The organism is Wenzhouxiangella psychrophila (assembly GCF_042310375.1).
Taxonomy (GTDB): Bacteria; Pseudomonadota; Gammaproteobacteria; order Xanthomonadales; family Wenzhouxiangellaceae; genus Wenzhouxiangella.
Map to the genome: position 1 here is coordinate 1 of NZ_JBHJMQ010000002.1, position 26,634 is coordinate 26,634.

Sequence of the window (26,634 nt, forward strand, 5' to 3'; positions counted from 1 at the left end):
CGTCGCCACAGCCAGGCTAACAATCTGCCACCGGCAGTCTATGAGGCCATGCTGACTGGCGAGTCAACCGAGAGTGTCTACTGAACCGGGGGCAGTCCACACTTCACACTTAACACTTCACACTTAAGTCTTCACTCTTCTACGCCCAACAATTCTTCCGCATGGGCCAGGCTCTTCTCCGAGTCCGCGCTCCCCAACATCCGTGCAATTTCGCGTTGACGTTGTTTGCTGTCGAGTGACTCGACGGCCAGGGCCGTGGCGTCCTCGCCTTTTTCCTTGCGCACCCGCAGCTGATGATCGGCGCAGGCGGCGACCTGGGCGAGGTGTGTAACGCACATCGCCTGGCCGGTTCCGGCCGCCTCGCGCAGGAACTGTCCGACGATGTGAGCCGTCTCCCCGCCGACACCGGCATCGACTTCGTCGAAAATGCGTGTTTTCGGACCTTCCCGACCACCCGTGGCGATCATCAGTGCCAGCGCCACGCGCGAGAGCTCGCCGCCGGAGGCAACCTTCGCCAGCGGCTGCGGCGCCTGGCCGGGATTGGCGCTGAACTCGATGATCACGCGATCCATGCCGTGGGCCGAGGGAGCTGCCTCGGCATCGGGTTCGACCCGGAACCTGAAATTGGCCGTATCCATGCCAAGATCGCCCAGGCGCTCGGTAATCAGGCCAGAGAGCGTTTCGGCCGCCTTGTCTCGTGCACGACTGAGTTCGCCCGCTGCCTCTCGCCATTGCTGCAGGCAGTGCTCGAGCTCCCGTGCCAGGGCTTCCCGCCGTTCGCCCTGGTTTTCGAGCGAGTCCAGCCGTTCGGTCATTCGCGTCGTCAGGGCCGGTACTTCGCCGGGCTGGACGCGGTGCTTGCGGGCCAGGTCCAGCGCCTTTTCGAGCCGCTGGTTGACGGTGTGGAGCCGTTCGGGATCTCCGTCGTCTTCGCTGCCCACGCGCTCCAGGGCGGTGCGGGCTTCGTCGATATTGATGCGCGCCTCTTCCAGCATCCTGGCGGTCTCCCCGAGTTCGGGCTCCAGGTCGCGCACCGGGTCCAGGGCATGAATGGCCTGGTTGATCAGGCTCAGGGCGCCCGGGCCCTCCTCGCTGTCGAGCGCATGGTCGGCGTTGGTGACGGCCAGGCGTACATCGTCGCTGCGCGCCAGGCGCTCCTGCTCTTTCTCGAGTGACTCGAATTCCCCCTCGGCCAGCGCCAGGTCCGACAGCTCGCGCACCTGGAAGCGCAACAGATCGAGTTGATCGGCGTTGCCGGCGGTCGCGTCCATCTCGTCGATTGCCGATCGGGCTTGCCGCCACTGCTGATAAGCCCCGTCGACGGACTGGACGAATTTGTCGTCGACCTGTCGGTCGAGCAGGCGCCGCTGGACAACCGCCTTTTCAAGCTGTTGGTGCTCATGCTGGCCGTGAATCTCGACGAGCAGTTCGCCCAGCTCGGCCAGCTGGCCGACAGTGGCCGAACGGCCGTTGATCCAGGCGCGCGATCCGCTCGGGTTCGTGAGTACGCGGCGCAGGATCAACTCGCCGTCCTCGTCTAGCGCCTGCTCCTCGAGCCAGCGGCGCGCCGGGTCGTCTGCGTCGAGGGCGAAGACCGCTTCCAGTTCCGCCTGTTTTTGCCCCTCGGCTATCAGGCTCGATTCGGCGCGGTCGCCCAGCAGCAGGCCGAGTGCATCGACCAGGATGGATTTGCCCGCGCCCGTTTCGCCGGTGATGGCGGTAAAGCCGGGTTCGATGTCGATTTCGACTTCGCTGATGATGGCGAAATTGCGGATCGCTAGATGACGAAGCATGCGGGTTCCGGTCGGGCCAGAAGCCCAACAAGCTAGCACCAAGAACGTCCTCGAACAACTCCGGTTGTATTGGCCGACCGCGGCCCCCATTGTTTCGCGCAGGATCACAAGTTCATGACCAAGGCGAACCGATATGGGAGACAACAAGGAATCGGCCGAAACAGAGCAGGATCGATTTGACGAACAGGCCGGCCAGACCGAGGCTGCCGACGGCGTGGCCGAAGACACCGCAGGGCCGGAGTCCGCGCAGCCGACATCGGATGGAGGCAGCGAAGGTGATCTGGAGCGTGAGGTCGAAAAGCTTCGCGAGGCGCTGCTGCGCACGCGTGCCGATATGGACAACATGCAAAAGCGCGCCGAGCGTGACATGGACAAGGCCCGCCGCTATCAGCACGAGGCCATCATGCGCGACCTGCTGCCGGTCATCGACGGGCTGGAGCAGGGCCTGGAGAATGCAGACGAAGGTAACTCCGCGCGCGAGGGCCTGGAGCTGACGCGCAAGCTGTTACTCAAGGCGCTCGAGGATCACGGCCTGGAGGTGCTCAACCCGGAGGGAGAACGCTTCGATCCGCAATGGCACGAGGCGATGAGCATGCAGCCCAGCGAAGAGGCCAAGCCCGATACCGTGCTGATGGTGTTGCAGAAGGGCTATCGCCTCAACGACCGCCTTTTGCGCGCCGCGCGGGTGATCGTCGCCAGCGAGCCTTGACCCGGCCCAGCGATTGAAATGGGCGTCCCCGGGCCCCACTAAACGGCTAGAGCATTCTTAAGTGCATTTTCGTACAACCGAGTTTCAAAACGAATCGAACAGGATTGAAATACCATGAGCAAGACTATCGGCATTGACCTGGGAACCACTAATTCCTGTGTTGCCGTCATGGAAGGCGGCAAGACGCGCGTTATCGAGAACGCCGAAGGCGATCGCACGACGCCGTCGGTTGTCGCCTTTACCAAGGACGATGAAGTACTGGTCGGCCAGCCGGCCAAGCGCCAGGCCGTGACCAACCCGGACCGCACGCTTTACGCGGTCAAGCGGTTGATTGGCCGCAAGTTCAACGAGAAGGTTGTCCAGAAGGACATCAAGCTCGTCCCCTACAAGATCATCGAGGCCGACAATGGCGACGCCTGGGTGCAAGTGGGTGACAAGAAAATGGCCCCGCCGGAAATTTCCGCGCGCGTGCTGATGAAGATGAAAAAGACCGCCGAGGAATACCTGGGCGAGGAAGTGACCGAGGCGGTCATCACTGTGCCGGCCTACTTCAACGACTCGCAGCGCCAGGCGACCAAGGACGCCGGCAAGATCGCCGGTCTCGAAGTCAAGCGCATCATCAACGAGCCGACCGCCGCGTCGCTGGCCTACGGCCTCGACAAGGAAGGCGGTGATCGCAAGGTCGCGGTCTATGACCTGGGCGGCGGTACGTTCGACATCTCCATCATCGAGATCGCGGATGTCGACGGCGAGAAGCAGTTCGAAGTGCTGGCCACCAATGGCGATACCTTCCTGGGCGGCGAAGACTTCGACTTCCGGTTGATCGACTACCTTGCAGGCGAGTTCAAGAAGGAGCAGGGCATTGACCTGCACAACGATCCGCTCGCCCTGCAGCGCCTGCGCGAAGGCGCCGAGCGCGCCAAGATCGAGCTGTCCTCGGCCCAGCAGACCGAGATCAACCTGCCGTATATCACGGCCGACCAGTCGGGTCCCAAGCACCTCAACATCAAGGTCACGCGATCCAAGCTGGAGTCGCTGGTCGAGGAGCTGGTCAAGCGTTCGATCGAACCCTGCCGCACGGCACTCAACGACGCAGGCCTGAAGGTCGACGAGATCGACGAGGTCATCCTTGTCGGTGGCCAGACGCGCATGCCAGCGGTGCAGAAGGCCGTGACCGACTTCTTCGGCAAGGAGCCGCGCAAGGACGTCAACCCCGACGAGGCCGTGGCCGTGGGTGCCGCCATCCAGGGCGGTGTATTGTCCGGCGACGTCAAGGACGTGCTGCTTCTCGATGTCACGCCGCTGTCGCTGGGTATCGAAACCCTCGGGGGCGTGTTCACCAAGCTGATCGAAAAGAACACGACCATTCCGACGCGCGCCTCGCAGGTGTTCTCGACCGCCGAGGACAACCAGTCCGCGGTGACCGTCCACGTGCTGCAGGGTGAGCGCGAGCAGGCCTCGGCCAACAAGTCGCTGGCACGCTTCGACCTGACCGGCATCCCGGCCGCTCCCAGGGGCGTGCCGCAGATCGAGGTCACCTTCGACATCGACGCCAACGGCATCCTGCATGTGTCCGCCAAGGACCAGGCAACCGGTCGTGAACAGAAGGTCGAGGTCAAGGCCGGTTCGGGTCTGTCCGAGGAAGAAATCGACCAGATGGTGCAGGACGCCGAGGCTCATCGCGAGGAAGACAAGAAATTCCATGAGCTGGTCTCGGTGCGCAACAACGCCGATGCCGTGGCGCACGCCACCCGCACCAGTCTCGAGGAGAATGGCGAAAACCTCGACGATTCGACCAAAAAGCAGATCGAGGACGCCCTGGCCAAGGTCGACGAAGCCATGAAGGGCGACGACAAGGAGGCCATCGAGTCGGCTGTCAACGAACTGCAGCAGGCCGGCGCCGAGCTCTACAAGGCCGCGGCCGAAAAGGCCCAGGCCGAAGAGGGTGCGGAAGCTGCCGGTGAACAGGGCGGCGAAACCGCCTCCGGCGAAGACGAGGAAGTGGTCGACGCCGAGTTCACCGAAGTCGACGACGACGAGAAGAAATGAGGGTTGGCTCGTTCGCTGGTTGGCTGGTTAGCTGGTTAACAAAACCGCTAATCGGTCGACCGGCGAACAATTCAACCAGCCAACAAGCAAACCAGCCAACAAGCTAACCGTATCAGAATGCCCGCTGACTACTACGACATCCTCGGCGTCTCACGTGAAGCGTCGACCGACGAGATCCGCAAGGCTTATCGGCGCAAGGCGCGCAAGTATCATCCGGACCGCAATCCGGACGATCCCGACGCCGAGAACAAGTTCAAGGAAGTCCGTGAAGCCCACGACGTGCTCAAGGACGAGCAGAAGCGGGCGGCCTACGACCGTTTCGGTCATGCCGGTGTCAACGGCGGCATGGGGGGCGGCGGCGCCGGCCCGCAGGCCGGCTTTGGCGACATCAACGATATTTTCGGTGACATCTTCGGCGATATCTTCGGCGGTGGGCGCCGGCGTCAGGGGCAGTCGTCGCGCCGTGGCCAGGACCTGCGCTATACCCTGGAGCTGGATCTCGAGGAAGCCGTCGCCGGCATCGAGAAGGAGGTCAGCCTCCCCACCCTGGGTGAATGCCAGACTTGCAGCGGCACCGGCTCGAAGGACGGGCAGCTCAACGTGTGCTCGACCTGCGGTGGGCAGGGGCAGGTACGCATGCAGCAGGGCTTTTTCTCGGTGCAGCAGACCTGTCCGGCCTGCCGCGGCAGCGGCCGCACCATCAAGGACCCCTGCGGCGACTGCAGCGGATCCGGCCAGGTGCGCGAGACCAAGACGCTGCAGATCCGCATTCCGGCCGGTGTCGACACCGGCGATCGTATTCGCCTGAGCGGCGAGGGCGGGGCCGGCGCCCAGGGTGGTGGCGCGGGCGATCTCTATGTCGACGTCCACGTGCGTCCGCACCCGCTGTTCCAGCGCGACGGCGATGACCTGTTCTGCGAGGTCCCGATTACCATCACCACCGCGGCGCTGGGCGGCCAGATGAAGGTGCCCACGCTGGGCGGCTCGGTCATGCTCAAGATTCCGCCCGAAACGCAGTCGGGCAAGGTCTTCCGCCTGCGTGGCAAGGGTGTGCAGTCGGTCCGATCACGTTCGTCCGGCGACCTGCTTTGTCGCGTCGAAGTCGAAACACCGGTCCATCTCTCGCGCGAGCAGAAAGACCTGCTCAGGCAGCTCCAGGACACGCTTGACGACCAGCCCGAGCAAAGCCCGCAGTCCACCGGCTGGACCGACAAGGTCAAGAGTTTCTTCGACCGCATGGGATTCTGATCGGCCTTGTCATCCCGGCCGCTGCGCAAGCTGCGAGCCGGGATCTCGCACCGACCTGAACCACCTGCGTCGAATGCGGTAACCTTCCAGCATGAGTCTGCAAGTTCTCGTCAGCGGCGCCACCGGTGCGGTGGGTCGCACCATCATCGAAGTCATCGAGTCCGATGATCGGTTCACGCTGGCCGGCGAGGCGACCAGCGCTCAGTTCTTCGAGCCGGACGTGCAAGCCGACGTCATCGTCGATTTTTCCCATCCCGACCTGCTCGAACACGTTGCGCGTTTTGCCGCCCGGCGACGCATTCCGCTGGTGACCGGCACCACGGCCCTGGGCGCCGCGCTAAAGGATGAGCTCCGGGAGATCGCCAGGGAGATCGCCATTTGCCAGGCCGCCAATTTCAGCGTTGGTGTCAACCTGCTTGTCAGGCTGGCCGACCAGGCGGCGCGGGCCCTCGGCGAGGACTTCGATATCGAGATTCTCGAAGCACATCACCGCCGGAAGCTGGATGCGCCCTCCGGCACGGCCCTGTTGCTCGGCGAGACCGTGGCCGCCGCCCGCGGCCAGGAATTGGCCGAGCGGGCCGTGTACGACCGGAGCGGGCGTCGCCAGTCGCGCCCGGCCGGCGAAATCGGCTTCCAGGCCATTCGTGGCGGCGATGTCGCCGGTGAGCACACCGTCTATTTCCTGGCAGACGGCGAACGTCTCGAGCTGTCACACCGGTCCAGCGATCGACGCGTTTTCGCCCGAGGCGCGCTGCTGGCGGCACGCAGAATCATCGACCGACCCACGGGCCTGCTGGATTTTTCAGAGTTGGTTTTCGAGACCAGCCGAACGGACAAAAAGGTTTGACAGCCTCCAAGTCCTCGACTAGAATGCCCGGCTTGTTGTGGGGCCATAGCTCAGCTGGGAGAGCGCTACAATGGCATTGTAGAGGTCGGCGGTTCGATCCCGCCTGGCTCCACCAATAAGGTTTCTGAAAGCATCTCCAAGACGTTTTCAGTCCCCATCGTCTAGAGGCCTAGGACACCGCCCTTTCACGGCGGCGACCGGGGTTCGAATCCCCGTGGGGACGCCACCAATAGAAAAGCCCGCCTAGCGCGGGCTTTTTTATTGGTCGCATCCCCACTATGGGATCGAACCCACCTCTTCGAAGCCAAAAGACTTCGAATACCTGGATTGCCTGTTCGAAGCCCGAATCCTTTCGGCCACCCCCTTGAGGTTCGAACCGAGCGAAGCGAGCTCGCTGAAGCGAAGCTTCAGCAATCCCCGTGACGGCCGCACGCCGCTCAATGCGGCGGGTGGCCGTGGCCATAATGAACCCCGTACACAGAATTCAGCCTCGAAAACCTCCGAGCTGGCTTTTCGACCACCCCCTTAGGGTTCGAACCGAGGGCCACAAAGTGGCCCGAGCTAGCTGAAATGCGAAGCATTTCAGCCATCCCCGTGACGGTCGCCTGCCGCTCAATGCGGCGGGCCGCCGTGGCCACAACGCGCCACTTGAGTTTGAAGCATGCCCCCGCCAACGCGCGGGGCCTTTTCTATCCCAGGGCGTCACTCATGCCGCAGCGCATCGATCGGATTGAGATGCGCCGCCTTGCGAGCCGGAAAGTAGCCGAATACAACTCCGATCGTCATCGAGAAGGTAAAACCGAGCACGATCACGCCGGGCGAGGCGACGAAGGGCATATTGAATTGCCGGGTCATCAGCCAAGTGCCGGCCATGCCGAGCAGCACGCCGATGACGCCGCCGAGCGTTGCCAGCACGACCGACTCGACCAGGAACTGTTGCAGCACGTCGCGGGAACGGGCTCCTATGGCCAGGCGGATGCCGATCTCCCGTGTTCTTTCGGTGACCGACACCAGCATGATGTTCATGATGCCGATGCCGCCGACCAGCAGGCTGACGGCGGCAATCCCGCCCAGAAGCAGCGTCATGGTCGCCGTGGTTTCAGAAAGTGCATCCATGATGTCCTGCGTGTCGCGGACATAGAAATCGTCCTCCTCGCCCGGGACGATGCGCCTGCGTTGTCGCATCAGGGATTCGACATCGCTTTTCACGCGTGCGCTGGTGCCGTCCTGCAGCGCGGAAATGTAGACGGTGTTGACGTCCAGATTGCCCGCCAGGCGTCGCTGCACGGCCTTGATCGGCATGACGATGACCTCGTCGCGATCTTGACCCATGGACAGCCCTCGCTGTTCGAGAACGCCGATCACGCGGCAGGCCGTCCGGCCGACACGCAGGCTGGATCCAAGGGGTTCGGCATTGAGATACATTTCTTCGACGACCGTCGTGCCGATGATGCACACGGCCGCTCCGGAACTCAGCTCGGCTTGTTCGAACTCGCGTCCGCGGGTGACCGGGTGGTTGCGCACCGTGAAGTATTCATTGGTGCTCCCCTCCACGCGAACGTTCTGGTTGGCATTGCCGAAGACCACCGTTTCGTTGCGCGAGACGGCCGGTGCGACGAGTATGCCGGGCACTTCGCGACGAATGGCGGTCACGTCCTCAATCTCGAAGGGCTCGGCTGATACACGAAGCGCGCTCGGGCCGTGCTGGGATACGCCCGGCATCACGAACAGCAGGTTCGAACCGATATTGGCGAACTGCTGCTCGACCGATCTCGTGGCTGACTGGCCGAGGTGGACCATGGCGATGACGCTGGCCACGCCAATGATGATGCCCAGTGTGGTCAGGAAGGAACGAAGCTTGTTGCGAGCAATGGCCTGGCCCGCCATGGTCAGTGTGTCGGCGCTGTTCAAGCCAGCACCTCCCCGGGAGGACCGTCGCGCTGTATCCTCCCGTCGACGAAGTAGAGCACCCGCTCGGCGTATGCGGCAATGTCGGTTTCGTGCGTGACCATGACGATGGTCAGGTCGCGCTCGTCTCTGAGTTCGACCAGGCGGTGCATGATCTCGTCGGCCGTGCGCGTATCGAGATTACCGGTCGGCTCGTCGGCCAGCAGGAAAGGCGGTTCGGTGACCAGGGCACGGGCAATGGCCACGCGCTGCTGCTGGCCGCCGGAAAGCTGGTTCGGCCTGGCGTCGGCGCGATCCCCCAGGCCCACGATCCTGAGCGCATCGAGGGCCAGCTGCTTTCGGCGTTTGCGCGAGACGTTTTCGTAGACCAGGGGCAGTTCCACGTTCGCCAGGGCGCTGGTTCGCGGCAACAGGTTGAAGCTCTGGAACACAAAGCCCATGAACTTGCGTCTGAGCAGGGCCAGTTCGTCGCGGTCGAGCGAGGCGGTATCCACGCCTCGAAACAGGTACTCGCCGGCACTGGGGACATCGAGGCAGCCGAGGATGTTCATGCAGGTCGACTTGCCCGAACCGCTAGGGCCCATGACGGCCACGAACTCGCCGGATGTGATGTCCAGATCAACGCCGTCGAGCGCACGAACCTCGGCGACACCCTGGCCGTAGAGCTTGTAGATACCTCGCATCTGCAGCACGGTGGGTGCAGGATTGCGCTCGGGACGATCAGGACTGGACACGGCCGGTGCGGCTCAACTGTCCGGGCGAACCAGCCCGACGACGATTCGGTCGCCGGCCGATACGGACTGGCCGAGCACTTCCGTATACAGGCCGTCGGTATGTCCCGTTCGCACCGGAACCCTCGCGGGTTCGCCGTTGCGCAGGAGCCAGATCGCACTGCCGCCGGAACCCGAACCGCCGCGCGTCATCCCCGGCGGCCCCGCAAGCATGCCGCCGCCGACCTGGTCTGCCGGCGGCTGGAATCGAAGCGCGGCGTTGGGAATGCGGATGATGTCCTCGCGGGTTCCCGTCGTGATCGTTGCCGTGGCCGTCATGCCCGGCAGAAGGCTTTCGTCGCTGTTGTCTACATCCAGCACGGTGGTGTAGGTGACCACGTTGCTTTCGATGTTCGGGAACAGGAACACCCGCAACACGTGCGCCTCGAACTCGCGACCGGGCCAGGCGTCGACGGTGAAACTTGCCGGCTGGCCTGCTTTAATCAGGCCCACGTCCGCCTCATCGACCGAGACGTGCAGTTCCATTTCGCGCAGGTCCTCGGCCAGGACGAAAAGTTCGGGCGCCTGGAAACTGGCCGCGACCGTGTTGCCGGGTTCGACGTCGCGTTTGAGAACGACGCCGTTGATCGGGGAGGTAATGACGGCCTTGTCCAGGCGAGTACGGGTGGCTGAAACCGAGGCCTCGGCCTCGCGGACCGAAGCCTCCGTCGAGTCGATCCGGGCCGCTGCTCGCTTGACCGCGGCACTGGCCGCGTCCAGCTCCGCGCGCGAGGCCACACTGCGCTCGACCAGGTTGGCCAGTCGCCGCTCGTTGGCCCGGGATTCCTCCAACGTGGCCTCTGCTTCTGCCACCGAGGCTCTTGCCAGCGCCAGCCGCGCTTGCGCCTGCGCCAGGCTCACCTCGAGTTCCTCGGTATCGAATCGTGCAAGGACGTCGCCGACGGCGACGGTGTCGTTTTCGCCGACATTCACTTGGCGAATCAACCCGGAGATTTCGGCGCCGACCGTGATCTCCCGACGCGGCTCGAGGTTGCCCGTGGCGGTTGCCGTGAGCACCATGTCGCCGCGATCGACGAGTTCAACCTGCCATTCGATCGGTTCCTCGCGCGGCCATAGCCACCAAGTGATCAATACCAGGAAGACGCCGCCGGCCAGGATCCAGAGCAGCTTGCCGAGCCGGCCACGACGTTGATCCGAACGGATTGCCGAGCGGACCTCTTCGGCCATGTCGTCGGGCGCCGGTTCGTTCGACAGGTTCATACCTGGCTCCAATGAGATGCTTCGTGAGGGTCTCGTACTCGGGATCGTGACCACCCGAGCCGGCCGGTTTCAGCGCGCCAATGCCTGAATGTCCGAGTATATACCTGCCCGGCGATCAGCTCGGGTCATCCAGGGCCGGGTCGCGAGGGTCCGGAGGCGTCATCAACGAGACGAGAACGTAGAGCAGAAGTGAGGCCAGCGCGCCGGTGACGATAACCGGGAAGGCGCCGACGATGGGTAGCCGGGCAAGATTGATCCAGACCAGCTCGGCGGCAATGCCCACGCCCGAGCCGCCGACGATTCCGGCTACGGCGCGGCGGCGTTGCCGCGTCGCCAGTACAGGCCGAGTACCAGGGGCACGAAAACGCCGGCCGCGTAAAGGGTGTAGGACATCAGTAGCAGGTCGATGGTGGCCTCGAAGGCCAGCGCCATCCAAAGCGCCAGTGCTCCGATGACGACAGTGACCACTCTCGACAGGCACAAAAGCTGCCGGCTGTTCATCTCCAGGTCCGGGCGGATCAGTTTGATGTAGATGTCGTTGGTGACATGCGAGGTGCCGGCCATCAGCAGGGAGTCGGCGGTCGACATGATGGCGCCGATGATCGCCGCGACCACGATTGCGGCGGCGAAGTCCGGCATCACTTCGGAAATTAGCATCGGAATGGCCTGCGCCGCCTCGATTTCATCCCCGAACAGGGCGCGCGGCGACCAGGCGAAGCACGACCAGCGACAGCCCGACCCCGGCGGCGGCGTAGGCAATGCCCGTCAGGCCGTAATCGAAACCCCATTCCCCAGAGCCCATCACGAAGCCGCCGCCGAAATGCGTCGCGCACAGCGTGGCGGTGGCCAGCAGCAGGCCCAATCGGCGCCCGACGAGAAGAAAATCCGTGGTGTCGTCGATGTATCGCGTGGCATAGACGCCGACACCGATGATGACAACGAAATTCAGCGCAAGGAGGATGACCTGAAGATTGGGCATTCGAAGTTCCCGAGTCAGAAGTGAGACAAGGCCGATTCTTTCAGCTCACACGCTCGCGGCCGTTCGCGCGCCGGCCGCTCTGGCATCTTCCCTTTCGTCCAATTGCCCGTGGCGTAGTGCAGCGTTCAAGATTGGGTGACAGCTGCCAGGATGAGAGGGAAAATGCTGAACTCAATTATTAGCAAGATACCGATTGCTGCACTGTTGTTTGCCGCAATTCATGCACATGCCTGCAACGACGCGGTCGTTCTGGTTCACGGCAATACTGGTGATCCGTCCGACTGGAGCAATACATACAACGAATTGCTGAACCGGGGATACAGCGCGGGGGAAATTCAGCGCCCCGACTGGGGCAGCAAGTCCTGCGCGGCCTGTAATAATCACAACGGCAGCGAGGAGGAGCCGGTGGTCGATGCCATCGTGGAGGCGCTGGCGGTGTCCTGCACGGGAGAGATCGACGTGATCGGTCATTCCATGGGCGCCACCCTGGCGGCCAAGCAGATCGCCGACTACGGACTGGTCGGGGATGTCGATACCTTCGTTGGTGTGGCCGGTGCGTTCCGCGGGCTGTGGTCCTGCGGCACCTATCCCTGGAACGTCTGGAACAGCACCTGCGGATACTGGGGGCTGTCGGTCAGCAGTCCGTTCCTGGACTGGCTCGACGGCAAACCGCTGGGCAACAACGTCTATTCGATCAAGTCCTGGAGCGATCAGGTGGTCTGCTCCACCGGCGTGTGCACGGTTGGCGGCATCCACAGTTCGCGTATCCGCGGCGAGGACGCCACCTACAGTTTCTCCTATGGTCACTTCGGGCTTCAGGCCTATACAGCCTCGTTCCAGGTGGACCTGATCGACTGATCCTGATCCGGTGCCGGACCGGTTCCGAAGACGGACCGGCCGGCATCGCCAGGTGGCCGGTTCCGGCGTCTACCAGCCGCGGGTGCCTGCACCGCCCTTGAATGGCCCCTTGACCCAGGACAGGATCCAGCCGCCATAGAAATCGCCTTGTTGGGCCTGAACCCGTTCGCCGGCAACGTAGCAGGCGTCCACCCGCCCCGCGTAGAACGATACGAAGTCCTTGATGGTCGGATCGGTCGGGTCGGGATAGGCCCAGGCGACATCTTCGATCCATCCCTTGTTCGTCCTCAGGTGCCAATACCGGGCTTGCCCCTTCCATTCGCAGAAGGTGCGTGTCTGGCTGGGTTCGAGCCTCTCGAAATCGACGTCATCGGGCGGAAAGTAGAAGCAGGGCGGGTGCGAGGTCTCGAGGATTCTCACCCCTAGGGTGGTTTCGGCCAGTACCCGACCTTCGTGTTCCACGCGCAAGGGCCAGTCGACAGCTTCGATTCGAGGTGGTCGCGGGTAGTCCCAGACGGATTCGGTGGCTATCGGGTTCACGCTCGTGTGCATTGCCGGTGGTCGGTAATCCAGTGTCTCACCGGAGGCGTGAAGAAAAATGCCGCCTCCCGGTGGAAGGCGGCATGGCCACCCGGTTCAGGTGGGGAAGCGGTTCAGGCGGTGCGCTTGTCTTCGATCCAGTCGTTGACCACTTGTTCGAGCAGCGTCAGCGGCAGCGCGCCGTGGCCCAGGATCTGGTCGTGGAACTCGGGAAGACTGAAGTCATCGCCCAGTTCGCGGCGGGCGCGCTCGCGCAGTTCGAGAATCTTCATCATGCCCACCTTGTACGACAGCGCCTGGCCGGGCATGACCAGGTAGCGCTCGATCTCTGCGGTGACGTCCTTCTGGCCCATGCCGGTGTGTTCGAGCATGTAGTCGATGGCTTCCTCGCGGTTCCAGCGCTTGTGGTGCAGGCCGGTGTCGACCACCAGGCGCACGGCGCGGAACATCTCGGCCTGGAGTCGGCCCAGGTTGTCGAGCGGGTCGTCCTGGAAGCCGATCTCCCAGGCCAGTTGCTCGGTATACAGCGCCCAACCCTCGGAGTAGGCCGTGAAGGGGATGAGGCGACGAAACATCGGAATGCCGTCGAGCTCCTGCGTGATGGCAATCTGGAAATGGTGGCCGGGGATGCCCTCGTGATAGGCCAGCGTGCGCATGCTGAACTTCGGCACCTCGGAGACATCGCGCAGGTTGGCGAAGAACACGCCGGGGCGCTCGCCGTCCAGCGACGGCCGCTGGTAGTAGGCGCCGGCCGAGGTTTCCTCGGCAAACTCCGGCACTCGCTTGACCTCAACGCCGGATTCCGGTCGCAGATTGAAGTACTCGTCCATGGCCGGGTCGATCTCGTCGAGAATCGACTGGTAGTCGGCCAGGATCTGCTCGCGGCCTTTGTCGGTGTCGGGGTAGAGCTGGTTCGGCCGCTCTGAAAGCTGCTGGACGCGCTCGCCGATGCTGCCTTCCGTCAGGCCCTCGGCGCGCAGGATGGCGTCCATCTCGCGGCCGATGCGCTCGACTTCGTCCAGGCCGATCTGGTGAATCTCGTCGGCGCTCATGTCCGTCGTGGTGTGCTGCCGGATGGCCTGTCGATAGAATGCATCGCCGTCGGGCAGGCGCCAGACGCCGCCGTTGCTGTCGGCTTTCGGCTCGAGTTCGCGCAGGTAGGCCAGCAGGTTTTCGTAGGCTGGATAGACCGATTGCGCGATGGCCTCGACCGCCTGTGAGCGCAGCTCTTCGCGGCGCTGCCCGCCGATTTCGGACTCGTCGATTTCGGCCATCTTTTCGGCCAGGTTCGTCGCCAGGAGATGGTCTTCGGGGGCGCTGTCGAGAAAGCCCTCGACTTGGTCGATGACCTTGGTCACGGCGAACGAAGGCGGCAGGATGCCGCGCTCTTCGCGCACCCTGAGCCCTTCCAGCACGCCATCGAATTTCTCGTCGAACTCGTTCAGGCGGGCGATGTAGTGCTCGGCACCGAGCTCATCCTCGATGACGTGCTGCTGCACCATGAAGTCGGGCAGGTTGCTCTGCACGCCGAACATCTGGTTGACCGGAAAGTTGTGGAAACGCCAGCGGTCGGCCTCGGCGATCTGGTTCGACATGAAGAAGTCGAACACATCGTAGGACAGCAGGTCCTGGCCCTCGTAGTCGGAGCGGTCATAGCGCTTGAAGGTCTCGTGCTGCTCGCGCCAATAGGCCAGCATGTCCTCGTTGGCTTCGGGCGAGGAATCGCTCAGTTCCGCATTGTGACCGCGAATCCCGAACTGGTCGAGAATCCGCAGCGAGGTCAGCATTTCCGGCTGCTGCAGGCTGAACTTCAGGAATGCCCGGGTGTAGAACCAGTCGATCGACAGCGGCTTGAAGTACCAGAAATTGATAAACAGCAGGCTGCCGGCCAGGATCAGGACGGCGAGACTGACACTGCCCCACTTGAGAAACTTCTTAAACATCGGTTTCGGTCCGTTGGATGTGCACGCAGCAGGTTAGCGCCCAGCTTGGGGCGCGCACGACTGCCAGAAGTCATGGTGGCCTTCAGAGCGTTACGACGAGACTCCCCGTCGATTGCCGGCCAAACAGCGCGGCAAAAGCCTCGCCGGCCTCTTCCAGCGAGTAGCTTTGGGTCGGCGCCGGATCGATGGCGCCGGCGAGTGTCCATTCAGCCAGGGTCTTGATCACCGGCGGCACGACGCTCGGATCGGCCATGACCGTCCCGCCCCAGTTGACCCCGTGAATGCTGCAGCGCTTGAGCAGCGGCAGGTTCATGGGGATCTTCGCGATGCCGGTGACGAAGCCCACAACCAGGAAGCGGCCGCCGGGTGCCATCAGGCGCAGGGCGGACTCGGACATCTCGCCGCCGACCGGATCGTAGACGGCATCAACGCCGCGCTTGTCCGTCGCCGCCTTGACCTCGTCACGCCAGCCTTCGCGGGTATAGTCGACGACGAGATCCGCGCCGTGGTCGAGGCAGTGCTGGCGCTTGGCCTCGCTCGAGGCGCAGGCAATGACCCTCGCGCCCAGCGCTTTCGCGCATTGGATAGCGGTGGTGCCCGTGCTGCCGGAGGCCCCGAGAACCAGAACGGTCTCGCCTTCGCGAACGTTGCCGATCTCGCGCAGCCCGTACAGGCTGGTCGCCCAGGAAATGAAGAAATTGGCCGCGTCGATGGGCTGGATACCTGCCGGCAAAGGCGCGCAAGAGCTGGCCGGCAAGACGATCCGCTCGGCCATGCCGCCGTGCAGCGCGAAGGCGGCCACCGGATCTCCAGCCTTGAGATGGGTGACGCCATCGCCGACCGACTCGACCACACCGGCCAGGGAACTGCCGGGCACGAAGGGCAGGTCGGGGCGGAGTTGGTAGTCGCCCCGAATCAGCAGCCCATCGAAGAAGCCCACGCCAATGCCGCTGACATAGAGCCTGACTTCACCCGGCCCGGGGGCTCCGGGCTCGTCGATCTCACTGACCCGGATACCGGACGGATCGCCGAATTCGCTGACCTGGATGGCACGCATGGACTGCTCCCTGATGTCTGAAGAACGGGCGTCATTATCCACGAGTGGCCGCCGCCGCTGCCAGCCGCTTCGTGAAGTGACGAACGTATTTCCATTCGCCAAGCGCCATGCTGGTATACAATGCACGCCGCTTCGATCGCGGTCCATCCAGGGTGGGTTTCGGCTCAACCCGGCTACGCATCCCCGATTCGACCCCCTGATTCTCGAGAACGGCCCGACCGTCGCGTCCGGGCCGACAAGGTATTGCTGAATGAATCTCCTCCACGCCATCCGTCGCGACTGGCTTTCCAATCTTCGCGGCGACGTACTGGCAGGCCTGGTTGTCGCGCTGGCGCTGATTCCGGAGGCCATCGCCTTCTCCCTGATCGCCGGTCTCGATCCGAGGGTCGGTCTGTATGCGTCGTTCTGTATTGCCGTGACGATCGCCTTTACCGGCGGCAGACCGGGCATGATTTCCGCGGCCACGGGCGCCATGGCCTTGCTGATGGTCACGCTCGTGCGCGAGCACGGACTGGAATACCTGCTTGCCGCCACCGTTCTCACGGGGCTGCTGCAGATCGTCGCCGGTTACCTGAAGCTGGCCGACCTGATGCGTTTCGTCTCCCGATCGGTGGTCACCGGCTTCGTCAACGCGCTGGCCATTCTCATCTTCCTTGCCCAACTGCCCGAGTTGATCGATGTGCCGGTGGCCGTCTATCCCATGGTTGCCGTCGGTTTGCTCATCATCTATGGCCTGCCCCTGGTGACCCGCGCCGTCCCGTCGCCGTTGATCGCCATCGTGCTGTTGACGGTCCTTGCGGTCGCTTTCGGAATCCAGGTGCCCACGGTTGGCGACAAGGGCGAGCTGCCCGACGCCCTGCCAACCTTCCTGTTGCCGAACATCCCCTGGACGTTCGAGACCCTGATGATCATCCTGCCGGTGGCGATCACGATGACGATCGTTGGCCTGCTGGAATCGTTCCTGACCGCGCAGATCGTCGACGACCTCACCGATACGCCCAGCAACAAGCACCGCGAAGCGCGGGGGCAGGGCATCGCCAACATGGTTTCGGGCTTTTTCGGCGGCATGGCCGGCTGCGCCATGATCGGGCAGTCGGTGATCAACGTGAAGTCCGGGGGCAGGGGGCGCCTGTCCAGCCTGGCCGCCGGCGTGTTCCTGCTGCTGATGATCGTCTTCCTGGGCGATTACGTCGGCATGATTCCCATGGCGGCCCTGGTGGCGGTGATGATCATGGTCGCCGTCGGTACTTTCAGCTGGCATTCGATTGCCAACCTGGGACACCATCCCAAGACTTCGAGCCTCGTGATGATCGGCACCGTGGTGGTCACCGTCTTCACGCATGACCTGGCCAAGGGCGTGCTGACCGGCGTGTTGCTCTCGGCGCTGGGCTTTGCCCGCAAGGTGAGCCAGGTGCTGGTCGTCGGCAAGCACCTGGAAGACGAGGGCCTGACCCGGCGTTATACCGTGACGGGGCAGGTCTTTTTTGCCTCGGCCGGCGAATTTCTCGCGGCCTTCGATTTCCGCGAAGTGATCGAGCGGGTTCGTATCGATGTCTCGGGTGCTCATTTCTGGGACCTGAGCGCCGTCGGAGCGTTGGACCGCGCCATACTCAAGTTCCGGCGTGAAGGCGTGGAGGTCGAGGTGGTCGGTATGGATGAAGCCAGCCGAACGCTGGTCGATCGACTGGGCGTACATGACAAGCCCGATGCCGAAAAGCTGCTGGGTCACTGAGGAGACTGCGCAATGAACAAGACTGCTTACACCATCCCCGTCGACGGCAAGGTCATGGCCTGTCTCGACGCCTCGATCTACGCAGACTCGGTGATCGACCATGCAGCCTGGGCATCCGTGCGGCTGGATTCAGGTCTCGTGTGCCTGCATGTACTTGATCGGGAGACGGCCCACTCGCCGACGGCCGACTACAGCGGCAACATCGGCATCGATACACAGTCCGCGTTACTCGAGGAGCTGGCCGAGCTCGATGCCCAGCGCTCGCGTGTTGCCCTGCGCCAGGGGCGCGCCTTGCTCGAGCGCGCCGCGCAGCGTGCGGTTGCAGCCGGCGCCATCAATCCCGAGAGCCTCCAGCGCCACGGCACGCTTGTCGAGACGGCCACCGAGCTGGAAGACGATGTCCGCCTTTTCGTTATCGGAAAACGCGGCGAGTCGGTCGATTTCAACAAGGGCCACCTGGGCGCCAATCTCGAGCGCACCGTTCGCGGCGTTAATCGGCCGCTGCTGGTGACTTCGCGCAAGTTTCGCCCCATAAAGCGTTTCGCGATCGCATTCGATGGCAGCGCTACCACCCGGAAATGTGTCGAGATGGTCAGCATGAGTCCGCTGCTGAAGGGCCTGGACTGCCACCTGATCGCTGCCGGCAGCGAAGACGGCAAGCTGCGAAAGGGCCTGGACTGGGCGCGGCAGGAACTGGAGGCGGCGGGCTTTGCGCCGCAAATCATTGTTCAGCCCGGTGATTCCGAGCAGGTCATCAGCACCCAGGTCGGGCAATTGGATATCGATCTGCTGGTCATGGGCGCCTACGGTCATTCTCGTATCCGTCACCTGATCGTGGGCAGCACGACTACGGCCGTTCTGCGCAGCTGCACCATTCCGGTCCTGCTGCTACGTTAGGGCTTACCCGCGGCGGAGTAATCCTTTCCGGACAGCACCTCGTCAAGAATCGCCTGCTCCACGGTGCTTCGCTGTCCGGCCGGGACGGGAAGGCGAACGACCAGCTGCACTTCCGTTGCATTCGGCGCATGGATCGTGACGCGCGGTTCGACGGGCGGCAGCCCCAGTCCCCGCAGTTCGCTGACCCGGCTCATGTGCATGCGCACCTCGTTGATGAAGGGCGCACAGTGTCGCTCGGCCGCCTCGATGAGCGCCTGGCGGGCGGCATTCCAGTCGTCTTCGCGCTTGAAGGGAATGGACAAGATATGAAAGCCGTACTTCTCGGTAAAGCTCTCGTTGACGATCGGTTCGGATACGAAAAGCGCATTCGGCAGAACGATTTTCCGGCCCGTGCGCTGGTGCATCGAATTGCCCGGACCGACCTCGAGAATGGTCGTGGCCAGCAGGCTGTGGTCGATGACGTCACCCCGAAAGTCCTTCACCTGGATGCGGTCGCCCAGGCTGAATGCGCTCGAACCACTCTTGAGCAGGGACCCCGTCAGGCAAAGAATGAGCTCCTTGGTGGCCACCACGAATGCGATGGCGATGGCGACGATCGAAAGCGCCAGGGTGCGAAGCTCGTTGCCCCAGATCAACACAAGGCCCAGGAGCAGAAGCAGCAAGAGCCCGTTGCGTGAATTGACCAGCCACTTGCGGCGCAACTCTGCGGCCGCGACATTGTGGCGGATGTAGCGAGCCGTCAGGCCTCGCACAACGGCGATCGCGAAGACGAGAATGGCGGTGCTGATGATCAGGCTGAAGGCGGAATCCGGTATCGAGAAGTTCGGCAGCCAGTCCATATGGGCTCTTCATTCCAGGACAAAGTCAGAGAATAACAGTGCAAGGCCGCTGAATGCTTCTTGACCCGGTCGGCAAGAGGCGACTAATCTTTCGATGGGGATGTAACGCAACCGACTTCCAGAGCGAACTCAATCGTGTCAGCGAAACGCAAAGTGGCAGAATTGCTCGGGGCCGCCGGCATCGAGATCAACGGTGATCGGCCCTGGGATCTCCAGGTGCACGACGAGCGGCTCTATCGGCGCGTGCTTGCCGAAGGCTCACTGGGGGCCGGCGAGTCCTACATGGACGGCTGGTGGGATGTTGAGCAGTTCGACGAGTTCTTCACGCGTATCCAGGGTGCGCGGATCGACCGCAAGCTCCGCAGTCTGCCGATGCTTTATCAGATCTTGCTGAGCCGGCTCGGCAACCGTCAGAGCCGCCGGCGCTCGAAGCAGGTCGCCGAACAGCATTACGATCTTTCCAATCACCTCTACGAGGCCATGCTGGGCCCGACCATGCAGTACACCTGCGCCTACTACGGGCGCGAAGGAGAGGAAACCACGCTCGACGAAGCGCAGCGTGCCAAGCTCGCCCTGGTTGCCCGCAAGCTGCATCTCGAGCCCGGCATGCGTGTGCTCGAACTCGGCGGAGGGTTCGGTGAACTGGCCCGCTACCTCGCCGCCGAACACGATTGCGAGGTGGTCAGCTACAACATCAGCCGCCAGCAGGTCGGCTATGCGCGGCAAATCTGCCAGGGCCTGCCCGTCGATATACGGCTGCAGGACTATCGCGAGGCGGCACGCGACGCCACCGAGTTCGACCGGGTGGTCAGCATCGGATTGATGGAGCATGTGGGGCCGAAGAACTATCGTGGGTTTTTCGAACTGGCCAAGTCGAGGCTGAAGGCCGGTGGTCTGGCCCTGGTCCATACCATCGGCGGCAACGATAGCCGCACGACCGCCGACCCCTGGATCACCAGGTACATCTTTCCCGGCGGCGTGATTCCCTCGGAGGCGCAGCTCACCCATGCCAAGGAAGGCCTGTTCGTGCTCGAGGACTGGCACAATTTCGGTCCGGACTACGACCGTACGCTGATGGCCTGGGAAGCGAACTTTCTCGCAGCCTGGCCGGAGCTCAAGGTCAGTGAAGGGCTCGATGAGCGTTTCTACCGCATGTGGCGCTACTACCTGAACTCCTCTGCTGGCGGGTTCCGGGCGCGCGGCCTGAATCTGTGGCAAATGGTGTTCAGCCAGGGCGATGTACCCCGCTATGTGCCGGTACGCTGAATCATGAGCGAGGCGAACTGGGCTGCGCATCGCTGGCGCGTCGAGGCGCTGGCCGAAGCAATCACTGAATCCGAAGGGGCGGTGCGCCTGCTCAAACGCACGAGCAATTTGTTCCGCCCTCGCGAGGATGCCGGGCGCACCGAACTCGATGTCACCTCACTGAACCACGTTATCGAGATTGATACCGAGGCGGGCGTGGCCGAGGTCGAAGGCATGACGCCCTATGTCGACCTGGTCGACGCCACCCTGCCGCATGGTTTTGCCCCCGCGATCGTTCCGGAGCTGAAAAGCATCACCGTCGGCGGCGCGATGACCGGCCTGGGTATCGAGTCGAGCGCGTTCCGCTATGGTCTGGTGCATCACACCGTCCACGAGATGGACGTTCTGGTCGCCGACGGCCGTGTGCTGACCTGCTCGCCGCAGCAGCACCCGGAACTGTTCTTCGGTTTTCCCAATTCGTACGGCAGCCTGGGCTATTCGACGCGGCTTCGAGTCGGGCTGATTCCCGTCAAGCCGTACGTGAGGCTTGAACACCTCAGCTACAGCGATCCTGAACAGCTGTTCGCTGCAATCAGACAGGAATGCAGTGAACCAACCTGCGCCTATCTCGACGGCGTGTACTTCGCGCCGGGTGAGTACGTGCTGACCAAAGCGCATTTTGTCGACTCGCTGCCCGCGGGTACCGGGACCAGTGATTACACCTGGCTGCAGCAGTACTGGAAGAGCCTGCACGAACGACAGGAAGACTACCTGAGCATCCACGATTACCTCTGGCGCTGGGATACCGACTGGTTCTGGTGCAGCAAGAATCTTGGCATGCAATTCAAACCGTTTCGCTTCCTCATGGGGCGCAAGCGACTCAATAGCATCACCTACCAGAAGATCATGCGCGCCAGCCATCACTGGCCGCTGAATATGCTCCAGTATTTGCGCCCACGCACCGAATCCGTGATACAGGACGTCGACATTCCGATCGACAATGCCGCTGCATTTCTCGCCGATTTCGAGGAACAGATCGGAATTCGCCCCGTCTGGATCTGCCCCTTCGTCGTCCCCGACGGCCGGTTCTCGCTGTTCGAACTGCGCACCGATACGCACTACATCAACTTCGGATTCTGGGACATGGTCCGATCGAGCGAGCCCGACGGGCACTACAACGCCGTGGTCGAGGAACTGGTCGCGAAACACGGCGGCAAGAAAAGCTTGTACTCGCGCAGCACCTACGACGAGACGCGCTTCTGGCAGGAATACGATCGCGACACCTACGAAGCACTCAAGCACGAATGCGATCCGAACGGCCGCTTCCCCGGGCTGTTTGAAAAGGCGGTGCGGCAGCGCTGATTGCGTGTAATTCAAGTATGAGAGGGAACAGCCAATGCGAATAACGCTACTTTCCGGTGCGGCAGTCGTCGCGCTGATAACCCTGACCACGCAGAATGTTTTCGCCGCAGCTGATTCCGATTCAGACGGATTGCTGGCGCGGCAGGTCGATGTCGTCGAGGCCGTTGGCGCGATCCGCTATTTCCACCCGCATGACGCCGTCACCGTTGTTAATTGGAACAGCGTATTGTTGGAAGGCTTCGAGTTGGCCGAACAGTCCAGTGATGAAGACGATTTTTCTGCGTCGCTTGCCCAACTGCTCGGCCAGATCGGCACTGGCATCGTGCAACGCGATGCAGATCGAACCAATGCTTCGATCACAGCGCTTGAATGCGGGTCGGACGAGAAACCGGTGCGTTGGGTGCACCAGGGATTCGGTGCGCCGCCGGCAGCCGGACAGGGTGAGACGTATCTGAGTCGGCGTTCGGGTGCGCAAGCGCATCCCGACCTTGGACCGCAAGCCTTTTCCAACGCCATGACGATGTTTTCGGCGAGGCCGTGGCGCGGCAAGCGCTTGTTCTTCAGCAGCCAGGCCCGGGTGCCCGATGGCGGCGAAGGCGCGATGTGGATTCGGGTCAACGACCGGAACCGGGAAATTCTCGTTTTCGACAACATGGATGACCGCCGCATCACCCAGAAAGACTGGGAAGAGGAAGGCCTGGTGTTTTCGGTGCCCAGCGATGCCGAGCGGATTGCCGTAGGCATGATCTCGCACGGCACGGCGCGCGTGGAGTTTCGCGATATCGACTTGCGGGAAGTCGACCAGGAGACGGAGCAGCCGCGCGAGGAATCGGTGCTTCCGGAACTGGAACAGTGGCGGACCTTTTCGCCGCCGGGGGTCGACGACCCCGAAATGGAAGTCACCGAAGAGGGGATGTTCGTCACCCTCACACCGGGCACCGGATTGCCACCGGTTGACGATTCGATGATGGCGCTTTTTGAAGATGCGCCGACGAGCGGGTCGCTGGAACTGGTGGACGGTAGCCGGCTGCAATTTCCCCTCGCGCTGTGTCCCGAGGATACGCAAATGGCCGCGCGTCGTCTGACGCGCCTGGCGAAGCGCTTTGCCGAGATCGATGTGGGCGAGCTGTCGGTGACCGAACGGGCCCGACTCGATGTCGCCACACTATGGCCGGTTATTCAGCACTTCTATCCGTATCGCGACAACCTGCACGACTGGCCGGGCGCCCTCGAGACCGCCTTGCGGGAAAGCCGGTCCATCAATGATTCCAGCGACCATCGACGCATATTGCAGCGACTGATGGTGCACGCTGAAGACGGCCATGTCCGCGTCCACGAGACGCAGCCGGAGGAAGAAGAAGAAGCGGTTGCCTGGTTGCCGATCGCGGTCGTGCCGGTCGACGGTGATTGGATCGTTGCCCGGTCTGATTCCCCAGAGCAAGTGCGCCCGGGTGATCGCATTGCCGCGATCGACGGCGAAACGGTTCAGGACTGGTTGGCGCAAGAGATGGCTCATTTCAGCGGTTCCCGCCAGTGGCGTACTTTTCGGGCGATCCGGACGTTGCTCCGGGGGCAGCCGGACGATAGCCGCAATCTCTCATTGCTGCGCGACGGCGAGTCCTTTGAATCCAGCCTGTCCTTCGAGCTCGAAGAGCGATTGGGCGCGAACGACCTGCCGCCCACGCGCGAGGCCGCGGAAGGCATTACTTACATCAACCTCACGGCGATCGATCAAGCAACGCTCTCCGACATGATCCCGGAGCTTGTCGATGCACGGGGCGTGATCTTCGACCTGCGTGGCTATCCCCGGGGCATCCGCCCGGACTTTCTCGGGCATCTCATGGCTTCGGACGATGACTTCACGGACTGGATGAAGGTGATGGTCGCGCGAGCGCCGAACGGCAACCTGGTTACGGCAGGTGAGTATGAATGGTCGATGGAGACCGCCGAGCCGCATATCGAAGCCCCCGTGGTGTTCCTGACCGACTACCGCGCGATCAGCTATGCCGAATCGATGATCGGCATGATCAAGTACCACGATCTCGGCACCGTCGTTGGATCGAATACCGCCGGTGCCAACGGCAACGTACTGCCGTTGCAGCTACCCGGCGGGTTCACCGTCTCTTACACGGGCATGTTCGTGGTCGGCCCCGACGGCGAGCCTTTCCATGGCCGCGGTATCGAGCCGGATGTGGGTGTTGCGCCGACGCTCGAAGGACTACGCGAAGGGCGGGACGAAGTGCTCGAGCGCGCGCTCGAAATATTTGGAGACTGAATAACTGATCCCCGGGCTTTCCTTGACGGCGGCCCTGCCGGGTGTGTCCCTTCCGGACCATGCCCTGGCGCTGATGGCCAGTGACAGGTGGTTTCTGCACGAGCGGCCCTGATTACCGACAGAGTTTTTTCAGCGGATGACTCATGGCACAGGCATTTCCGATTCCGGGCGTCTAGGGTTTCCGGGGCATCACCGGAGCGGGGCCCCATGAAAAATCATCGATTCGACCGACTGAGAATCGGCCTGTCCGGCCGGCGAACTGACGCGGACCTGCGAGGTTTCAAATGACGAGCATGCGAGCGATTGTCCAGGATGGGTATGGCGCGCCCGATGAGGTGCTGCACTTGCGTGAAGTCGAGATTCCAGTGCCAGCCCCGGACGAGGTGCTCGTGCGAGTGCGGGCCGCCTCGGTGAATCCCGACGTGTGGCACGCGGTCACGGGCTACCCTCGCCTCATGCGTCTGATGGGCGCGGGTCTGCGAAATCAGAAACAACCGATCCCCGGCCTGGACATGGCCGGTGAAGTGGCAGCCGTGGGGCGCGATGTGGTCGACTTCCGCCCCGGGGATGCGGTGTTCGGCGAGACCCATGACAAGATCCAGTGGACCAATGGAGGCGCCTACGCCGAATACGTGTGCGTACCGCAACACGTGTTGTCACCAAAGCCCGACAACATCACCTTCGAGCAGGCTGGGTCGGTGCCGACCTCCGGAATCATCGCCCTGGTCAACCTGCGCAAGCACCTGGGGACAAAGCCGGGGCAGCGTATCGTGATCAATGGCGCGGCCGGCGGTGTGGGTAGTATCGCCATCCAGATGGCAAAGGCCGAGGGTGCATTTGTCGTCGGTGTAGACCACACCACCAAGCTCGACTACATGCGAACGCTGGGTGCGGACGAGGTCATGGACTACACGCGAGAGGACGTCACCTGGCTGGAAGAGCCCGTCGATCTCATCGTCGACGTGGCCTCAACGCTATCGCTTTCCGACTGCAGACGGATACTTGAGCCCGATGGGCTGTATATCGCAATCGGTCACGATCACTACGGGGCAAAAGGCCGCCGTACGCTCGGCGGCTTTCCGCATTTTCTCGGGCTCATGGTGCGGGCGCAATTCAATCGGCACCTGGACAGGTCGTGGTTCGAGGTGCTGGAAAAGCGCGATGCCATGGAGATCCTGCGCGCAATGCTCGAGGCAGGGCAGCTGACTCCGATCGTTGGCAGGACCTTCCCTTTGGCGGAGGTGCCATCGGCGATCCAGTGTCTTCAAGCAGGGCAGTTCTGCGGCCGGATGGTCATCGTGCCACCCGATGGAAGCAGCAACCTTGACCGCTAGACGGGCCTGCCACAGCTGGCAAGTCAGGCCTGGCGGGTGACGACCGGGGGCGGCCGTCGGGACTGGCTGAGAGCGACGCCGCCAAGAATAAGAACGCCGGCGATCATCATGCCGGGCGTGAAGGGTTCGGCCAGTACCAGCCAGGCCCAGGCAACGCCGAACAGTGGCACCAGGTAGGTCACGGTGGCGGTGCGGCTGGGGCCGATGGTATCGAGCAGACGAAACAGGAAGGCGTAGGCGATGCCCGTGCAAAGCACGCCGAGCGTGATCGCGCTGGCCCAGACGGTGGCGCTCAGTGCCTGCTGCGGCCATTGCCAGATGGCCAACGGTGACAGCACGATGGCGCTGCACGACAGCGTGGCGCCGCCGAGTGCCACGGGCGGCAGGCCGGCGAGATGGCGCTTGACCAGGTTGCCGGCCAGGCCGTAGCAGGCGGCAGCCGCGGTGGCCGCCAGCGCGGCCCGGCCGACGGGGACGCCGGCCATCGGCATGCCGACCATGACGATCACGCCGACGATGCCTGAAATCAGCCCAAAGCCCCGACGAATGCCGATCTTCTCGCCGAACATCAGTCCGGCAAATACCACCGCGAACAGGGCCGTCATGCTGTTGGCAATCGCGCTGATGCCGGCAGGTGCGATGGCCGTCGCCCAGGCGAACAGGGTGAAGGGAACGGCCGAGTTGATCAGCCCGATCCCGAACAATACGTGCCAACGCCCGGCCAGGCGTTTGCGGGCCCGGTAGACGAAAGGCAGCAGCACCAGGGCGCCGAAGGCCAGCCGGATCTCGACCAGGGCGAAGGGGCCGAACTCCGGCGCGGCCACGCGCATGAGCAGGAACGACCCGCCCCAGATGGCGCCCAGCAGCACCAGTTCGGTCATGGCCTTGAGTTCGTCGGCGGCGGTGTGCGCGGCTTCGTTCATGGCTGGTGAAGAACATGAGTGGGCGGAATCGAGAGCGGAGAGGATAACGCTTTGGGCAGGCGCCCGGATGAAATTGCCCCGGGCGCAATCGATTGGAGGAATTGC

General features: G+C 63.1%; 23 protein-coding genes and 2 tRNA genes. 13 read left to right on the forward strand and 12 right to left on the reverse strand.

The window, feature by feature from the left end:
• Positions 1-131 precede the first annotated feature (131 nt).
• A complete protein-coding gene (gene recN, locus ACDC66_RS02725) occupies positions 132-1,793 on the reverse strand; it encodes a DNA repair protein RecN (protein ID WP_376695150.1) in 1,662 nt (553 codons plus the stop codon).
• A gap of 133 nt (positions 1,794-1,926) precedes the next feature.
• On the opposite strand from recN, the gene grpE reads away from it, so the two are divergent.
• The 6 genes from grpE to ACDC66_RS02755 all read left to right on the forward strand — a co-directional run bounded on the left by grpE (position 1,927) and on the right by ACDC66_RS02755 (position 6,872).
• The gene (grpE, locus tag ACDC66_RS02730; RefSeq protein ID WP_376695151.1) at positions 1,927-2,502 is read left to right on the forward strand and encodes a nucleotide exchange factor GrpE; all 576 of its coding nucleotides are present in this window, start codon (positions 1,927-1,929) and stop codon (positions 2,500-2,502) included.
• 114 nt (positions 2,503-2,616) lie between these two features.
• Positions 2,617-4,551: a molecular chaperone DnaK gene (gene dnaK, locus ACDC66_RS02735; RefSeq protein WP_376695152.1), complete on the forward strand. Its 1,935-nt coding sequence runs from the start codon at positions 2,617-2,619 to the stop codon at positions 4,549-4,551.
• A 117-nt stretch (positions 4,552-4,668) separates the two neighbouring features.
• On the forward strand, positions 4,669-5,799 hold the full coding sequence (gene dnaJ, locus ACDC66_RS02740; protein ID WP_376695153.1) for a molecular chaperone DnaJ: 1,131 nt from the start codon (positions 4,669-4,671) through the stop codon (positions 5,797-5,799).
• Between the two features lie 91 nt (positions 5,800-5,890).
• Complete coding sequence (gene dapB, locus ACDC66_RS02745) at positions 5,891-6,646, forward strand: 4-hydroxy-tetrahydrodipicolinate reductase (protein WP_376695154.1); 756 nt, start codon at positions 5,891-5,893, stop codon at positions 6,644-6,646.
• 39 nt (positions 6,647-6,685) lie between these two features.
• Positions 6,686-6,761 (forward strand) — tRNA-Ala (locus ACDC66_RS02750).
• A gap of 35 nt (positions 6,762-6,796) precedes the next feature.
• Positions 6,797-6,872 (forward strand) — tRNA-Glu (locus ACDC66_RS02755).
• 476 nt (positions 6,873-7,348) lie between these two features.
• Here ACDC66_RS02755 and ACDC66_RS02760 read toward each other — a convergent pair.
• The 6 genes from ACDC66_RS02760 to ACDC66_RS02785 all read right to left on the reverse strand — a co-directional run bounded on the left by ACDC66_RS02760 (position 7,349) and on the right by ACDC66_RS02785 (position 11,524).
• Positions 7,349-8,557: an ABC transporter permease gene (locus ACDC66_RS02760; RefSeq protein ID WP_376695155.1), complete on the reverse strand. Its 1,209-nt coding sequence runs from the start codon at positions 8,555-8,557 to the stop codon at positions 7,349-7,351.
• On the reverse strand, positions 8,554-9,237 hold the full coding sequence (locus ACDC66_RS02765; protein WP_459117381.1) for an ABC transporter ATP-binding protein: 684 nt from the start codon (positions 9,235-9,237) through the stop codon (positions 8,554-8,556). Before ACDC66_RS02765 ends, ACDC66_RS02760 begins: the two co-directional genes overlap by 4 nt.
• Positions 9,238-9,300: 63 nt before the next feature.
• Positions 9,301-10,545 (reverse strand): efflux RND transporter periplasmic adaptor subunit, encoded by a 1,245-nt coding sequence (locus ACDC66_RS02770; RefSeq protein WP_376695157.1) that lies wholly within the window; start codon positions 10,543-10,545, stop codon positions 9,301-9,303.
• A 115-nt stretch (positions 10,546-10,660) separates the two neighbouring features.
• A complete protein-coding gene (locus ACDC66_RS02775; RefSeq protein ID WP_376695158.1) occupies positions 10,661-10,828 on the reverse strand; it encodes a hypothetical protein in 168 nt (55 codons plus the stop codon).
• Between the two features lie 23 nt (positions 10,829-10,851).
• The gene (locus tag ACDC66_RS02780) at positions 10,852-11,202 is read right to left on the reverse strand and encodes a sodium:solute symporter family transporter (RefSeq protein WP_376695159.1); all 351 of its coding nucleotides are present in this window, start codon (positions 11,200-11,202) and stop codon (positions 10,852-10,854) included.
• A gap of 25 nt (positions 11,203-11,227) precedes the next feature.
• A complete protein-coding gene (locus ACDC66_RS02785; RefSeq protein ID WP_376695160.1) occupies positions 11,228-11,524 on the reverse strand; it encodes a hypothetical protein in 297 nt (98 codons plus the stop codon).
• Between the two features lie 162 nt (positions 11,525-11,686).
• On the opposite strand from ACDC66_RS02785, the gene ACDC66_RS02790 reads away from it, so the two are divergent.
• A complete protein-coding gene (locus ACDC66_RS02790; RefSeq protein WP_376695161.1) occupies positions 11,687-12,382 on the forward strand; it encodes an alpha/beta fold hydrolase in 696 nt (231 codons plus the stop codon).
• A gap of 69 nt (positions 12,383-12,451) precedes the next feature.
• Here ACDC66_RS02790 and ACDC66_RS02795 read toward each other — a convergent pair whose 3' ends face one another.
• From ACDC66_RS02795 to ACDC66_RS02805, 3 genes are all read right to left on the reverse strand, one after another.
• Positions 12,452-12,934: a DUF427 domain-containing protein gene (locus ACDC66_RS02795; RefSeq protein WP_376695162.1), complete on the reverse strand. Its 483-nt coding sequence runs from the start codon at positions 12,932-12,934 to the stop codon at positions 12,452-12,454.
• 101 nt (positions 12,935-13,035) lie between these two features.
• Positions 13,036-14,865: a DUF885 domain-containing protein gene (locus ACDC66_RS02800; protein WP_376695163.1), complete on the reverse strand. Its 1,830-nt coding sequence runs from the start codon at positions 14,863-14,865 to the stop codon at positions 13,036-13,038.
• A gap of 82 nt (positions 14,866-14,947) precedes the next feature.
• Positions 14,948-15,922 (reverse strand): NADPH:quinone oxidoreductase family protein, encoded by a 975-nt coding sequence (locus tag ACDC66_RS02805; protein WP_376695164.1) that lies wholly within the window; start codon positions 15,920-15,922, stop codon positions 14,948-14,950.
• A gap of 250 nt (positions 15,923-16,172) precedes the next feature.
• Between ACDC66_RS02805 and ACDC66_RS02810 the strand changes: the two genes are divergently transcribed.
• Both ACDC66_RS02810 and ACDC66_RS02815 read left to right on the forward strand, forming a co-directional pair.
• Entirely contained in the window at positions 16,173-17,654 is a 1,482-nt protein-coding gene (locus ACDC66_RS02810) for a SulP family inorganic anion transporter (protein WP_376695165.1), read from the forward strand.
• 12 nt (positions 17,655-17,666) lie between these two features.
• The gene (locus tag ACDC66_RS02815; RefSeq protein ID WP_376695166.1) at positions 17,667-18,551 is read left to right on the forward strand and encodes a universal stress protein; all 885 of its coding nucleotides are present in this window, start codon (positions 17,667-17,669) and stop codon (positions 18,549-18,551) included.
• Here ACDC66_RS02815 and ACDC66_RS02820 read toward each other — a convergent pair.
• Complete coding sequence (locus ACDC66_RS02820) at positions 18,548-19,390, reverse strand: mechanosensitive ion channel domain-containing protein (protein WP_376695167.1); 843 nt, start codon at positions 19,388-19,390, stop codon at positions 18,548-18,550. The two genes, ACDC66_RS02815 and ACDC66_RS02820, sit on opposite strands and share 4 nt — an antisense overlap.
• A gap of 135 nt (positions 19,391-19,525) precedes the next feature.
• On the opposite strand from ACDC66_RS02820, the gene cfa reads away from it, so the two are divergent.
• The 4 genes from cfa to ACDC66_RS02840 all read left to right on the forward strand — a co-directional run bounded on the left by cfa (position 19,526) and on the right by ACDC66_RS02840 (position 25,606).
• Entirely contained in the window at positions 19,526-20,656 is a 1,131-nt protein-coding gene (gene cfa, locus ACDC66_RS02825) for a cyclopropane fatty acyl phospholipid synthase (protein WP_376695168.1), read from the forward strand.
• A gap of 3 nt (positions 20,657-20,659) precedes the next feature.
• The gene (locus tag ACDC66_RS02830) at positions 20,660-21,997 is read left to right on the forward strand and encodes an FAD-binding oxidoreductase (protein ID WP_376695169.1); all 1,338 of its coding nucleotides are present in this window, start codon (positions 20,660-20,662) and stop codon (positions 21,995-21,997) included.
• Positions 21,998-22,031: 34 nt separating this feature from the next.
• Positions 22,032-24,272, forward strand: coding sequence for a S41 family peptidase (locus ACDC66_RS02835; RefSeq protein ID WP_376695170.1), 2,241 nt, complete (start codon positions 22,032-22,034; stop codon positions 24,270-24,272).
• A gap of 284 nt (positions 24,273-24,556) precedes the next feature.
• Positions 24,557-25,606, forward strand: a complete 1,050-nt coding sequence (locus ACDC66_RS02840; RefSeq protein WP_376695171.1) for an NAD(P)-dependent alcohol dehydrogenase — start codon at positions 24,557-24,559, stop codon at positions 25,604-25,606.
• Positions 25,607-25,629: 23 nt separating this feature from the next.
• Here the strand turns inward: ACDC66_RS02840 and ACDC66_RS02845 are convergent, their stop codons facing one another.
• Positions 25,630-26,529, reverse strand: coding sequence for a DMT family transporter (locus tag ACDC66_RS02845; RefSeq protein ID WP_376695172.1), 900 nt, complete (start codon positions 26,527-26,529; stop codon positions 25,630-25,632).
• Between the last annotated feature and the right edge of the window lie 105 nt (positions 26,530-26,634).

Coding starts and splice junctions, on each gene's coding strand:
- recN (WP_376695150.1), bottom strand. CDS start 1,793: ATGCTTCGTCATCTAGCGATCCGCAATTTCGCCATCATCAGCGAAGTC.
- grpE (WP_376695151.1), top strand. CDS start 1,927: ATGGGAGACAACAAGGAATCGGCCGAAACAGAGCAGGATCGATTTGAC.
- dnaK (WP_376695152.1), top strand. CDS start 2,617: ATGAGCAAGACTATCGGCATTGACCTGGGAACCACTAATTCCTGTGTT.
- dnaJ (WP_376695153.1), top strand. CDS start 4,669: ATGCCCGCTGACTACTACGACATCCTCGGCGTCTCACGTGAAGCGTCG.
- dapB (WP_376695154.1), top strand. CDS start 5,891: ATGAGTCTGCAAGTTCTCGTCAGCGGCGCCACCGGTGCGGTGGGTCGC.
- ACDC66_RS02765 (WP_459117381.1), bottom strand. CDS start 9,237: ATGCGAGGTATCTACAAGCTCTACGGCCAGGGTGTCGCCGAGGTTCGT.
- ACDC66_RS02770 (WP_376695157.1), bottom strand. CDS start 10,545: ATGAACCTGTCGAACGAACCGGCGCCCGACGACATGGCCGAAGAGGTC.
- ACDC66_RS02780 (WP_376695159.1), bottom strand. CDS start 11,202: ATGCTAATTTCCGAAGTGATGCCGGACTTCGCCGCCGCAATCGTGGTC.
- ACDC66_RS02785 (WP_376695160.1), bottom strand. CDS start 11,524: ATGCCCAATCTTCAGGTCATCCTCCTTGCGCTGAATTTCGTTGTCATC.
- ACDC66_RS02790 (WP_376695161.1), top strand. CDS start 11,687: ATGCTGAACTCAATTATTAGCAAGATACCGATTGCTGCACTGTTGTTT.
- ACDC66_RS02795 (WP_376695162.1), bottom strand. CDS start 12,934: ATGCACACGAGCGTGAACCCGATAGCCACCGAATCCGTCTGGGACTAC.
- ACDC66_RS02800 (WP_376695163.1), bottom strand. CDS start 14,865: ATGTTTAAGAAGTTTCTCAAGTGGGGCAGTGTCAGTCTCGCCGTCCTG.
- ACDC66_RS02805 (WP_376695164.1), bottom strand. CDS start 15,922: ATGCGTGCCATCCAGGTCAGCGAATTCGGCGATCCGTCCGGTATCCGG.
- ACDC66_RS02810 (WP_376695165.1), top strand. CDS start 16,173: ATGAATCTCCTCCACGCCATCCGTCGCGACTGGCTTTCCAATCTTCGC.
- ACDC66_RS02815 (WP_376695166.1), top strand. CDS start 17,667: ATGAACAAGACTGCTTACACCATCCCCGTCGACGGCAAGGTCATGGCC.
- ACDC66_RS02820 (WP_376695167.1), bottom strand. CDS start 19,390: ATGGACTGGCTGCCGAACTTCTCGATACCGGATTCCGCCTTCAGCCTG.
- ACDC66_RS02830 (WP_376695169.1), top strand. CDS start 20,660: ATGAGCGAGGCGAACTGGGCTGCGCATCGCTGGCGCGTCGAGGCGCTG.
- ACDC66_RS02835 (WP_376695170.1), top strand. CDS start 22,032: ATGCGAATAACGCTACTTTCCGGTGCGGCAGTCGTCGCGCTGATAACC.
- ACDC66_RS02840 (WP_376695171.1), top strand. CDS start 24,557: ATGACGAGCATGCGAGCGATTGTCCAGGATGGGTATGGCGCGCCCGAT.
- ACDC66_RS02845 (WP_376695172.1), bottom strand. CDS start 26,529: ATGAACGAAGCCGCGCACACCGCCGCCGACGAACTCAAGGCCATGACC.